The following is a 12,675-nucleotide window of genomic DNA, read 5'->3' as shown; positions in this document are numbered from 1 at the left end:
ATCCCTCCACTTCTATTCTTTTTTACCCCATTCTTCTACGTACTGACTAAGCTGATCCATATTAATCGTTTGATTAGGCAAATCTGTTTGTTTGACTAAAACGGGATCAAAGGAATAATAGCGAGGGATGTCTTGACCGGAAATCTTTTTAAGAAGCAGATCAACTTGCTTTTCTCCTACTGAAGCTGGATTTACGGCAGCTGACGCTTTCCACGGGCTGTTTTTTGCCTGCATCATTTGCAAATCTTCATCAGATAAGTCTACTCCGTACACTTTAATCTCGTCTCGTCCTGCTTCTTTAATCGCTCTTGTTACTCCTTTTGCAAATTCGTCCCAAGGTGCCCAAACGGCCGCAATGTCTCCTTTATTTGGATACTGCTTCAACACAGCTGCCATTTTATTTTGTGTGTCTAATGAGGTATTGTCCGTTGCGCTTCCGAACGTGGCAATTTGTTTTACATCTGGATAGCGATTCATCATAATTTTATAAATACTGTCGCGCTTTTCCATCGGCGCAAAGCCTCCAACAAACGCATATACAATGTTTCCTTTTCCGTTAATGTCCTGCATCATTTGTTTCAAGCCCTGGAGCGCAAGCATATAATCGTCTTGATCGATGGTTGTAACGCCTTCTACTTTTAATTCTACGTCTGTTGCAATAACGGGAATTCCTTTTGCAATCGCGCGCTTCACACCAGGTTCAAGAGTTTCAGCCCGGCCGTGGTCAATCATAATACCGTCAACATTTTGGTTAATAGCCGTGTCTAAATAAGCAGCCATTTTGGATTGATCATTGTTTGAATCAGAAACGGATAGCTGTACTCCTGCTTTTTTAGCCGCTTTTGTCACACCTGTTATATATTGAGCAGCATGAGTGCCTGACGTAAATTCAGAAATAAGCGCAATTTTTGTATCTTTCGTAACCTTTTTTCCTTCTTGCTGTACAGGCTTAGCAGAAGCCGCTTGCTGCGCTGGAGCTGCCTGTGCTTTCTCGTTTAGACTTGGCTGTTCTTTCGTGCAGGCAGCCAGCGCAAAGACTAGAAGCACGAGCAAAGTAAGTGGCCACAGCATTTTTTTACTCTTTTTCATGGTGTTCCTCCCATTAAACTTATTATTCACATAAAAATAGTTAGTTTTATAATAATCCAAAGAATACCCCGCTTTTAGATGTAAAAGCGGGGTGATGATGACCTATGCTTTACAAGTAATTGTTATGCGTAAATAGGTACCCATCCTTCAGTTGTCACGAAAATTCGGACAGCGACTACTTTACGATCTTCCATTAGTGTAAAGTAATGAAGAATGTTTTCTGGTACTGAAATTAAATCGCCCGGCTCTAATTCAACATCAAAAAATTCGCCGTCTTTTCCTTGAATAACAAAAATTCCATGACCACTTACAATAAAGCGAACTTCGTCATCTGTATGAATATGCTTGCGCTGAAAGTTTTTTAACAATTCATCAATATTTGGTGTAGATTCCGATAGCGAGATAACATCTTGAGCTTTATAGCCGCGGCGTTCAGAAATATCTTTAATATCCTCACCAAAAGCGTTTAAAATTTCTGTTTTTTCTTCATCAGTTAAATCATATTTTTCACGAAGATTTTCTGGAAGTTTTGTAATATCCCAGTTTTCATAAATAACTTCATTGTTTGCCAGAAAAGCTGATACTTCCTCTTGAGTTTCAATTCTTTTATTGTTTACATGTAAGCGAATTTGCGCCATTGTTGTTTCCTCCTTTTATAAATGCACTTTTGGCTTAATGCCTTTAAGTGACAGTAATTTGACATGGTAGCTAAATAGAAATTCATAGGCTTCTAGCGCTTTTTTTGTTTCAAATGCATTTTTCCCCCATACCGTAATCCCGTGGTTACGAATCAAAATCGCGCCTTGATCGCCTTTTATATGGTGAGAAAACTCTTCTGCTAGTGTCGGAATATCTGCGTAATTCGGAATAATCGGAACAGTAATTTCCGCATCTTCTTCCCAAATGCCTAGCGCCTTAATAATTTCTTGACCTTTGAATGAAATAACGCCTTCATCTCCGTACAGTTCAGAGATCACGTTGTTGTCGATTGTATGTACATGAAGACTGCACCCAGCATTCGTTAAATCGTAAATCTTAACGTGCAAAAGCGTTTCAGCAGAAGGCTTTAAATGCGTGTCTTCTGCAGGCTTTCCGTATTGATCAACTAATAAAAAATCTTCATTTGTACGTTTTCTTTTGTCTTTTCCACTTGCTGATACAAAGAAAGTTGTCGGATTTTGATCCACTTTAATTGCTAAGTTTCCGCTTGTACCGAAGAACCAATCGCGCTCTGCCAGCTCATCTTTTATATCCGCAAGCTCATGCAATCTTTGCTGAGCCATGATACTCATGCTTTCACCTCTTCTGTTAATTCTTGTAAATGATGAATCACATCATAAAAAGTAGAAAAAGGACGATACGGTAGAGATAGCTCTTCACATTTTTTGATTAAAAAGTCACGTGCAATGACCGTATCAGCTAATTTGGCAGCCTGCAAATCCGTAATGGAATCGCCAATAACAACCGTATGATCTCTTTCATCTGCAAGATGGCGAATAATCGTTGGCTTACAGCAGCCGCAGTTATTTGTACACTGTTTATCACATGTATGAGGCCACGTAATGGAAATGCGCTCACCGGAAAAATCAGATCCGTTGCAGTAGAGCATTTCCTCTGCAACTCGATTTCCCAAAAGTGGTTTTACAAAAAAGTCAATTCCTCCGCTTACAATATAAAGCGGAATATGGTGCTCTTTTGTATAGGCAATAAAATCATCAAATCCATCTCGAATAGCAGACGTCTCTAAAATATAAGAAATAATATCTTCCTTTAATTCCACGGGGAGCAAGGCAAACATTTGCCCTACTCCTTCTTGAATGGAGACGCGCTGTGCCAACACGTCGTCTTTAATACTTTCCCACTCCGGAGGAGCAAATTGCTTCATAATAGCAATAATGTTATCGCTATTTGTGATTGTTCCATCAAAGTCACAAAAGATTTTTAACGATGTCATGCTTTCACCTCTACTGTTCCCCATAGTTCTAAGGCTTTTTGCAACTCTTTTGATTCTTCCGCTTTTTCGGCTAGTGTTTGATGAGAGAGTACTGCATCTATCGCCGCACGGAATGCCTTTCCTCCTCCGATAGCTCCGTCTGGATGACCGTGAACTCCGCCTCCTGCATTAATAATGCTGTCGATTCCAAAGTCCTTCATAAGCTGCGGTACCATTCCAGGATGAATTCCTGCTGAAGGAACCGGGAAAGACTGCTTATATTTGTATACAGGACGCGTTAATTCGTAGGCAATTCCTGTCGTATCTTCAAGAGAAAGCGCTACGCTTCCGTATGGTGATGGAAACAGTGAAAAATCTGCTCCGGCTAAGCGTAATAGCTTTCCAAGCAGTAATGAATTTGAAAAACCGTAAAACTCTGATGGCGTAAGCGCTCCGCTAACAGCTGGGTGAGCCATAATCGGCAAGTTAATTTCATCATCTTCTCGAAGCGCCTGCAGTACGTCTAACCCGTAAGCAAATACATTAAATAAAAGTGCATCAGCTCCTAGCTCAGCTGCTTTTCTCGCTTTTTCTTTTAATTCAAACGTTCGTCCCGTTAAATTAACAGCATACAGCGTGCGGTGTCCCGTTTTTTCGTATACTTCATTCAGTACTTTTTTCCCTTCTGTAACACGAGCTTCAAAAGGCGTTCGTTCACTATCAAACAAAATCTCGTCGTCTTTAACCAAATCCACTCCGCCAAGCGCTTGCTCACGCAGCTGAGTTGTTAAGTACGTCATATCTCTTCCAATCACGCCTTTAAAAATACTCATCACAAGCGGACGGTCATAAACGCCTAATTTCTCTCGGATACCTTCTATTCCAAAGCGCGGTCCTGGGAATTCAGCTAATAATTCATCAGGAAAATCCAAGTCTAATAATTTCACTTTTCCATCAAGTGATAGTTTTCCGAAAACCGTAACTAAAATAGCCGGTAAATCTTTTGAAAAGTTGGCAGTTGGATAAGCAATTTTGACAATAGCCTGCTTAATTTCTCCGCCTAAATATCCGTTTACACGTTCGCAATCTTGAAGCTCAGTTACTGACACGACGCGCCCTTTATGCTTTTGAAGCTGCTGTTGATCTAAAAGCGGCAGATCTGTCCATGAGCCGACGGTTAGTCCTAAAGCGATTCCTTCCGCTTTTTTATGAAAATTCCCTTTATTATCATGTAGTAAGTAGCTTGCAACGATTTCGCTCATTATGCTAAAAACTCCCTTGCTGTTTAATATCGTTAATAAAAAAGCCTCTTCTGTGATTAAGAAGAGGCTTTCGTTGCTCTTCTTATCTCTCAGCTGCTGCTGCAAGAATTAGCACCGTGCTTAACATGCGTTAAGTCGGTTGCCGGGCTTCATCGGGCTAGTCCCTCCACCTACTCTTAATAAGAAAGTTGCTATTTATTTAAATTGAATTCGTAGATTATATACTAAATAAAAAATACCGCTAGGATTTATAGGTTATTAATCTCGTTAACTTCTTACATATTAAGCCAACTCAAAAAGAGTTGTCAATGCGTTTTTAAAATAAATTTAATTTTTTTATTCGAGATACAGCTTCTCTCATGCGCTCTTCATCCGTCAGCAGTCCTACGCGCACATAGCCTTCACCATATGTTCCAAAGCCTACACCAGGCGCAACTACAACGTGCGCTTTTTCAAGAAGTAAATCTGAAAACTGTTCGGAAGTATATCCTTTAGGAACTTTTAGCCATGCAAAAAAGGAGCCTGCTGGAGATGTAACATCCCAACCAATTTCTCGAAGCCCTTGAATAAAGGTATTGCGTCTAGATTCATAGCGCTTAACTAAATCATTCACACATTGTTGAGATTCCAACAGAGCTGCGGCTGCTGCCTCTTGAACCGCCCCAAAGAGACTGACATACATATGATCTTGAAGAAGATTAATAGCTTCTACTACACTTTCATTTCCTACAGCAAATCCAACTCGCCATCCCGCCATGTTATACGTTTTAGAAAGAGTATAAATTTCAATTCCCGTCTCTTTTGCACCAGAAGTCTGTAAAAAGCTGATTGGCTTTTTACCATCAAATCCAATTGCTCCGTAGGCAAAGTCGTGTACCACACAAATATCGTGCTTGGCAGCAAATGCCACGGTGTCTTCAAAAAATTCTGCCGTTGCCACTGCACCAGTAGGATTATTCGGATAGTTTAAAAACATGAGTTTTGCCTGTTCTTTAGCACTTTCACTTATCTCTTCGTATACGGGTAGAAAATGATTTTCATCCGTGAGCGGCATCACTTCCATCTTTGCCTTTGCAAGCTCTACTCCAGACCAGTAATCAGGATATCCAGGATCCGGAACCAGCACCGTATCTCCAGGGTTTAACAAGCACTGCGGGATTTCAACAAGTCCACCCTTTCCGCCAAATAAAATAGCTACTTCTTTTTCAGGATCCACATCAACGCCATATTCTCGCTTATAAAAAGTCGCCACAGCCTCTTTTAAAAACTGGTGCCCCCGAAATGGAGAATATTTATGATGCATAGGATTAGCACTTGCTTTTTGCAGTGTTTCTACAATATGTGAAGGAGTAGGCTGATCAGGATTTCCCTGCCCTAAGTTAATAACGTCGTGCCCTTGGGCCATTACTTTTCCTACCTTGCCTACAAGTGATGCAAAAAATTGTTTTGGTAAACTTTTTAATAGTTCCGATTGCTCAAATTGTTTCATCATCGCACACCTTCTCAAAAAATTCTTGAAATTCTAGTCACAAATAATATATTGTAATACTCAACTTGTAAAGTCATTTTTTTCAACTACTAAAAAAAGGACGGATGATAAAGTGAGTGTAAAAATTACGTGTTTGCAGCTTGATATTGCGTTTGGAAACCCAACTAAAAACCGAAAATATATCGAACAAAAAATGACGGAAGCCCTGAAAGAAAACCCTGATATCCTTGTGCTTCCGGAGCTATGGGATACAGCTTATGATTTGACGCGGCTAGACGAAATTGCAGATGATGAAGGGCAGCAAGCCAAGCAATTAATCTCTCAGTTTGCTAAAACAAACGAAGTAAATATTGTGGCAGGTTCGATTGCAAAAAAAACAGAGCAAGGCGTCACGAATACGATGTATATTTTTGACCGAAAAGGTCGTGAAGTATCAGAATACAGTAAACTGCACTTATTTAAATTAATGGATGAACACCTCTATCTCGAAGCAGGAACAGCAAAAAATCTTTTTACACTTGAACAGTCACTGTGCGCAGGAGTTATTTGTTACGATATTCGTTTTCCAGAGTGGATTCGGGTTCATACTAGCAGCGGAGCAGAAGTCTTGTTTGTTGTCGCTCAGTGGCCGGCTCCAAGACTTGCCCACTGGAAAGCCCTGCTCATTAGCCGTGCAATCGAAAATCAATGCTATGTAATTGCGTGTAATCGTGTAGGCCAAGATCCTAATAACACATTTGCCGGACATTCCTTAGTCATCGATCCGTGGGGAGAAATAATCGCTGAAGCTGGCGATAGCGAAGAACTTTTAAGTGCTGACGTTAACCTGGAACTTGTAAAAGAAATTCGTAAACAAATTCCTGTCTTTACAGATCGCCGCACAGAATTTTATTAATTATATATTGACAGCCGTTTTTTTGCATGATACGATTTTCACCAGATATCATAAAATATTCAAACAAATCAAAATTGAATAAGTAATCGTACTCTTATCAAGAGTTGGCTGAGGGATTTGGCCCTGTGAAGCCCAGCAACCGACCGTCATTCCATCCTAAGATGGATCACACCCGTAAAACATGTTTTACAAAGGCACGGTGCTAATTCCAACAGAAAGTAATTCTTTCTGGCAGATAAGAGGTTTGAACACTACAATCAAGCCTCTTTCCAACGAAAGAGGCTTTTATATTTTCTAAAATTATAAAAGCCTCCATATATTCTTAAACCTATTAACTTAGTAAACAAATCAGTTTAATAAACTATGGAGGGATTCCGATGTCAACAACAAAAACAGAGAAGTATCAGCCTTTAACAGAAATTTCAGCAATCAAACTTGTGAAAAAGCTAGGTCTTTTTGATGCCACAGAAGCGCTGACTGCCCGTGAAATTGGTGACGGCAACTTAAATCTCGTCTTTCACATCATAAATGATCAAACGAATAAATCCATTATCGTCAAACAAGCACTTCCCTATGCAAAAGTTGTAGGCGAAAGCTGGCCTCTATCATTGAACCGTGCCACAATTGAAAGCAATGCGCTCAAGCAATTTGGTGCATTTACGCCAGAACTTGTGCCCGCTGTTTATTACCACGATGAAACGCTTGCTGTTACGGTCATGGAAGATCTGTCTCATTTAACGATTTCTCGCGCCGGACTTATTCAAGGTGAAAGTTATCCTCTGCTCTCACAGCATATCGGTTCTTTTTTAGGACATATTGCGTTCAAAACGTCTGATTTCGCCTTAAAGCCTCAGGATAAAAAAGAAGAAGTTGTTAAGTACAGCAACCCGGACTTATGCAATATTACGGAAGATTTAGTGTTTACAGATCCTTTTTTTGATATTGATACAAATGAATTTGAAAAAGCACTGCGTCCTGATGTAGAAGAATTGTGGAATGATGGTGATGTAAAGCTACAAGCAGCAAAATTAAAATATAAATTTTTAACAAATGCGCAAACCCTAATCCACGGTGATTTACATACAGGCAGCATCTTTGCTAGCAGTCAAGAAACGAAAGTGATTGATCCAGAGTTTGCTTTTTACGGTCCGTTTGGATTCGATTTAGGGCAATTTGTTGCGAATTTATTTTTAAATGCTCTTTCTCGAGAAACAAATCGCGAACCGTTATTTGCACACATTACGAACACATGGAACGTATTCAAAGATACCTTTACTGCGCTTTGGCATTCTGAAAACACTGAACCTTTCGCTAAAGATGAGCGCTTATTACATGAAATTTTAACGCAAACGTGGCAAGATGCTGTTGGATATGCAGGATGTGAAATCATTCGACGTACGATTGGCTTAGCTCACGTGGCGGACTTAGACGAAATTTCTTCAGAGGAAAGAAAAATTAACGCTAAACGTACTGCGTTAAAAATTGGACGTTATTTGCTTCTGCACCAACAAGACGTTTCACCAAATGAATTTGAACATTTACTTCGATAACCAATAATGTACACAATGAAAGGATCGGTATCAGCATGACAAATACACTATCACTTCCGCGCTCAGTGGAATGGAATGAATCATATATTACTTTATTAGATCAGCAGCAGCTTCCTGGCAAAGTTGAATATATTAAGCTGCAAACCATTAAAGACGTATGGGATGCTACCACTACCTTGAAAGTACGCGGAGCCCCTGCAATTGGCATTACGGCGGCTTTTGGTCTTGCTCTTTCTGCGCTTAGCTATGACACAGATTCAGTCAAGGAATTTAACAAAAAGCTAGCTCTTGATCAACAGTATTTAGCTAGTTCACGCCCTACTGCCGTCAATTTATTTTGGGCATTGGAGCGCGTAGCGAAAAGCGCTGAATCCGCTTCGTCCGTTAATGAAGCTAAAACAAAAGTTGTTCATGAAGCTATTCAAATTCAAGTAGAAGATGAAGAAACGTGCTACCGAATTGGAGATCATGCTCTTTCTTTATTTAAAAAGAAAGATAAAATCATGACAATATGTAATGCTGGTTCAATTGCTACAGCTTATTATGGAACAGCATTAGCACCTTTTCACTTGTCTAAGCAGCGCGATATTCCGCTTGAAGTATTTGCCTGTGAAACAAGACCCGTTCTTCAAGGTTCTCGCTTAACAGCATGGGAACTTCAGCAGTCGGGAGTGGACGTGACGCTGATTACGGATAATATGGCCGCTCATACAATTAAAACAAAAGGAATTAATGGGATTATTGTAGGTGCTGACCGCATTGCAGCAAATGGCGATACGGCTAACAAAATTGGAACATATGGACTTGCTCTTTTAGCGAAAGCATTCGGTATTCCATTTTACGTAGCAGCGCCGCAGTCCACATTTGATTTATCTATTCAAGACGGCAGCAGCATCCCTATTGAAGAACGTTCACCTAAAGAAGTAACGCACATTGGAGATACACAAATTGCTCCAGACGGAATCTCTGTGTACAATCCAGCTTTTGATGTGACGCCAAGCGAACTGATTACGGCCATTATTACAGAGCATGGAATTATCCATTCTCCGTCTTTTGAATCCATTCAAAAAGTTTTGCTGCAATCTGCTCAATAAAAAAAGCCGCATAGCAGCGGCTTTTTTTGTTGAGCACTGGTTTTCAACTGCATTTGTAACACAATTGTAACAGTACTCTCTTCTTTTTCTACATATATTATAGGGGATTCTTTTTGAATAAGGGGGAGTAAATATGAGTTCAGAGCAAAAAACGGATAAAAACAAAGCGCTGAATCGTAAGCAGCAATATCAGCTATTCGATTTATCCAAAGATGAAGAACTAAATTCCCTCCCTTCTCCTCAACAAATTGACGGTGTTTTTGTGCAAGGAGAAGGCTGGAAATTAGACGGTGAATAGTTATTTCAACTCCAGAGCGCCTTTTGCTACATTTCTTTCAAGCATTAATAGTTTCTCTTTTATATGAGTTTGGGAGCCTGCATAACCTGTTAATGCTCCATTTTTTCCAATCACACGGTGACAAGGTAAAATAATAGGCAGTGGATTTCGACGATTCGCTTGTCCCACAGCCCTTACGGCTTTAGAGCGATTAACAGACTCCGCTACCTCACTGTAAGACCACGTTTGTCCATAAGGTATACCTTTAAGCGTTAACCACACTTCTTTTTGGAAGTCTGTTCCTTTTACATCCAAAGGCAAATCAAATGTTAGCGTGCGCCCTGTAGCATAATCCTGCAGCTGTCTCTTTGCTTCTTTCACATGGTGATAATCCTCATCATGGACAAGTTTTTTAAGTTGCTCGTTATGATCATCGCTATCAAACCAAATATGTTGAACCCCTTTTTCCGAGGCTACAATATAAATTTTTAAATCAGAAAATAAATTCATTTCTCCGTAGTACATATTTTTTATCCTTTCTAATTAAGCTGGAAGAATAACATGAAAAGCTGTGCCTTCTCCTATTTTGCTTTCCACTTCAATTCGCCCTTTATGTTCTTCGATAATTTTATATGAGACCATCAAACCGAGTCCCGTTCCTTTTTCTTTTGTCGTATAAAATGGTTCTCCTAAGCGCTTGATGCGCTCTTCGGGCATTCCGTCTCCTTGATCTCGAATGGAGACCGTCACGTAGTGCGGCTCTGTAGAGTAAACTTCAACAATAATTCTTCCTCCGTTTGACGTGACTTCAATTGCATTTTTAATTACATTTATTAGTACTTGCTTAATCTGGTTAGGCTCGCAGTACACCATTGGCAGCTGAGGAGACACACTTAGTTCAAACTGAATATTTTCTAAAAGCGCTTGAGCATTTAATAAATCAATCGTTTCTTTAACAACCGCAGCTAGATTTTTCTTTTCAAACTTTACGGCCTGTGGCTTAGCGAGTACTAGAAACTCTGTAATAATGGTTTCAATTCTTTTTAATTCAGATTTAATAATATCAAAATAAAGAGAGTGATCTTCTTGAATGCTGCTTTCTAACAGCTGAACAAACCCTTTTAAAGCCGTCATCGGGTTGCGGATTTCATGCGCAATCCCAGCTGCTAACTGTCCGACTACTTGAAGCGTATCCGATTTCCGAATCTGCTCTTGCATTTGATTTCGTTCCGTTACGTCTCTTAAAAGCGTCATATATAGACCTGGCAAGATATCTTTTTTCGTAGAAAATTCGATATTTTTAACTTTTTCGTTCCCCGTAACGTACGTAATCTCTCCTTCAGCTTCCCCTTTTTGCTCAATCGTTTCTTTATGCTCAATGACCACATCTAAATTCGCTGAAGAAATAAAATCCTCCATGGAGTGCGCACAAATCTCCTCTTTGCTGAGTTCTAGAATATCACAAAGAGAAGAATTTACATCAATAATATTTCGCTTGCCGTCCCATAAAACTAACCCATCGATCGAACCATTAAAAATCTGTCTGAATTTCTCTTCGTTATTCCGAAGCTCCTGTTCAATTTTTGTACGTTCACTGATGTTTCGAAAAATCGTTAAATGGTCTCCTTCTATAATGCCTTTTTTCCCTGTGAATTCCAACTGTTTGATTTCTCCATTTGGCATGTAAAAAGGAAGCTGATTGCGAATTTCTCCTTTTGTTTGAAACGTTTGGAGCACCTTTAACGCACTAAAGCTTTTTGTATCGATAAACGTATACAAATTGCTTCCAATTAATTTGTTTAACGGCAGCTCAAATGTACGCGAAGAAGCAAGATTAGCGTTCAAGATTTCACCATCGTCTCCCCAAATCAAGATCGCTTCAATCGCATTTTCAAAAATAGCCCTGAAATTTTTTTCGCTTCTCAACAGCTGCTGCTCCATCAGCCGTTTTTCCGTCACGTCTCTCATAATGGACATATAGTATTGACTGTATATATTAGCCGTTGTGGTAAATTCAAAAAAAGTAACGTCTCCATTTTCGAGCCTGATCGGTAGCTCACCGCTTGTCTTTCCTTCTTGATGCAGAGTTCTCCATAATTTTTTCACCTTATAATGATAAGTAGGTTCTACAAGCTCTTCTAATGTTTTGGTTAGAAGCTGTGCTCTTGTATAATTTAATCGTTCGCAAAATGAAGGGTTCGCGTCGATAAGCTGACCCGTTCGATCAAAAATGACAATTCCGTCTACCGCTTCATTAAATACATCCATAAACATATGATGACTAATAAACCGTTCATTTTCCATCATTTTGTGCTGCGTAATATCTCGAAATGTACACACAATAATGCCCGACATGTGACTATGTTTGTGTGAAGTAAATTCAACATGTTTCATCATGCCGCTTCGAAGCGTCATCGCGCCTTCATATTTGAAATAGCTTTCTTCTAACAGTGCAGGATAATACGCTTCAATCATGTCATACGGAAAATACATCAGAAAATCTTTCATTTGATGCGTTAATAGCTCATCCTTTGTTTTTTCAAACAGCCCGCAGGCTGATTCATTTGCATTTATAACTTGAAAATACTCATCAAATACGACAATGGCATCTAATACGTCATTAAAAATAGCTCGTAGCTGCTGTAATTCACCTTGCTGCTTTTGCGCAGCTTCAGATGTTAATTCTCTATGTGGTGACATGCTCATTGCTCCTTTCTTTTGCACTTCCCATTTCCCCACCTTTTATCTATAGACTTAGTATTCTACAAGATTTGCTTTTTACCTTTTTAAAATTAGGCACGTTTATTCAAAATGCGACATTTCTTCACATTATCCCGCTATTTAGAAAGAAAGTATGAATAAAAGAGGCTGGGACATAACTACATCAATCTAATTTAAAAACGAACAAATTGGATAAGCGCCCTAGTATAGATCAATTGTTACACCGCCGTTGATTTCTGTGCAAGGCTTCTCTTTCCGCGGGCGGCGGCTGAGCCTCCTCGTCGCTTGCCCTCCAATCAACTGCTAGAAGGAACGAAACAGATAAAACCTACGCTCAACATAACAAAGAAAACGAACCATTAATC

Annotated in this window: 12 protein-coding genes and 2 riboswitches; of the genes, 4 read left to right on the top strand and 8 right to left on the bottom strand. The window is 39.6% G+C overall.

What is annotated here, in order from left to right:
- Positions 1 to 12 precede the first annotated feature (12 nt).
- From JNUCC25_RS06330 to JNUCC25_RS06305, 6 genes are all read right to left on the bottom strand, one after another.
- Entirely contained in the window at positions 13 to 1,089 is a 1,077-nt protein-coding gene (locus JNUCC25_RS06330; RefSeq protein ID WP_013055962.1) for a sugar ABC transporter substrate-binding protein, read from the bottom strand.
- A gap of 122 nt (positions 1,090 to 1,211) precedes the next feature.
- Positions 1,212 to 1,727 carry a 1,2-dihydroxy-3-keto-5-methylthiopentene dioxygenase gene (locus JNUCC25_RS06325; RefSeq protein WP_013055961.1) on the bottom strand — a complete coding sequence of 172 codons (516 nt, stop codon included), beginning with the start codon at positions 1,725 to 1,727 and terminating at the stop codon, positions 1,212 to 1,214.
- 15 nt (positions 1,728 to 1,742) lie between these two features.
- Entirely contained in the window at positions 1,743 to 2,381 is a 639-nt protein-coding gene (locus JNUCC25_RS06320) for a methylthioribulose 1-phosphate dehydratase (RefSeq protein WP_013082222.1), read from the bottom strand.
- Complete coding sequence (locus JNUCC25_RS06315; RefSeq protein ID WP_013055959.1) at positions 2,378 to 3,043, bottom strand: 2-hydroxy-3-keto-5-methylthiopentenyl-1-phosphate phosphatase; 666 nt, start codon at positions 3,041 to 3,043, stop codon at positions 2,378 to 2,380. Before JNUCC25_RS06315 ends, JNUCC25_RS06320 begins: the two co-directional genes overlap by 4 nt.
- Positions 3,040 to 4,284 carry a 2,3-diketo-5-methylthiopentyl-1-phosphate enolase gene (gene mtnW, locus JNUCC25_RS06310; protein WP_029325080.1) on the bottom strand — a complete coding sequence of 415 codons (1,245 nt, stop codon included), beginning with the start codon at positions 4,282 to 4,284 and terminating at the stop codon, positions 3,040 to 3,042. Before mtnW ends, JNUCC25_RS06315 begins: the two co-directional genes overlap by 4 nt.
- A 79-nt stretch (positions 4,285 to 4,363) precedes the next feature.
- Positions 4,364 to 4,470: riboswitch (SAM riboswitch) on the bottom strand.
- A 130-nt stretch (positions 4,471 to 4,600) separates the two neighbouring features.
- Positions 4,601 to 5,773, bottom strand: coding sequence for a pyridoxal phosphate-dependent aminotransferase (locus JNUCC25_RS06305; protein ID WP_029325079.1), 1,173 nt, complete (start codon positions 5,771 to 5,773; stop codon positions 4,601 to 4,603).
- Positions 5,774 to 5,885: 112 nt separating this feature from the next.
- Here JNUCC25_RS06305 and JNUCC25_RS06300 point away from each other — a divergent pair, with 112 nt between their 5' ends.
- From JNUCC25_RS06300 to JNUCC25_RS06285, 4 genes are all read left to right on the top strand, one after another.
- Entirely contained in the window at positions 5,886 to 6,668 is a 783-nt protein-coding gene (locus tag JNUCC25_RS06300; protein WP_029325078.1) for a carbon-nitrogen family hydrolase, read from the top strand.
- A gap of 91 nt (positions 6,669 to 6,759) precedes the next feature.
- Positions 6,760 to 6,910, top strand: a riboswitch (SAM riboswitch).
- Between the two features lie 135 nt (positions 6,911 to 7,045).
- Positions 7,046 to 8,218, top strand: coding sequence for an S-methyl-5-thioribose kinase (gene mtnK, locus JNUCC25_RS06295; RefSeq protein ID WP_029325077.1), 1,173 nt, complete (start codon positions 7,046 to 7,048; stop codon positions 8,216 to 8,218).
- A 35-nt stretch (positions 8,219 to 8,253) separates the two neighbouring features.
- Complete coding sequence (gene mtnA / locus JNUCC25_RS06290) at positions 8,254 to 9,312, top strand: S-methyl-5-thioribose-1-phosphate isomerase (RefSeq protein ID WP_029325076.1); 1,059 nt, start codon at positions 8,254 to 8,256, stop codon at positions 9,310 to 9,312.
- A 133-nt stretch (positions 9,313 to 9,445) separates the two neighbouring features.
- Complete coding sequence (locus tag JNUCC25_RS06285; protein ID WP_013055953.1) at positions 9,446 to 9,610, top strand: hypothetical protein; 165 nt, start codon at positions 9,446 to 9,448, stop codon at positions 9,608 to 9,610.
- Here JNUCC25_RS06285 and JNUCC25_RS06280 read toward each other — a convergent pair whose 3' ends face one another.
- A complete protein-coding gene (locus JNUCC25_RS06280; RefSeq protein ID WP_029325075.1) occupies positions 9,611 to 10,114 on the bottom strand; it encodes a methylated-DNA--[protein]-cysteine S-methyltransferase in 504 nt (167 codons plus the stop codon). It abuts the gene before it with no gap.
- An 18-nt stretch (positions 10,115 to 10,132) separates the two neighbouring features.
- Positions 10,133 to 12,289, bottom strand: coding sequence for a PAS domain S-box protein (locus tag JNUCC25_RS06275; protein ID WP_258198329.1), 2,157 nt, complete (start codon positions 12,287 to 12,289; stop codon positions 10,133 to 10,135).
- Positions 12,290 to 12,675: the final 386 nt, after the last annotated feature.

This window comes from Priestia sp. JNUCC 25, from assembly GCF_053667915.1.
The sequence above is the reverse complement of the archived record's forward strand: the minus strand, read 5'-3'. Positions and strand labels throughout refer to the sequence as shown.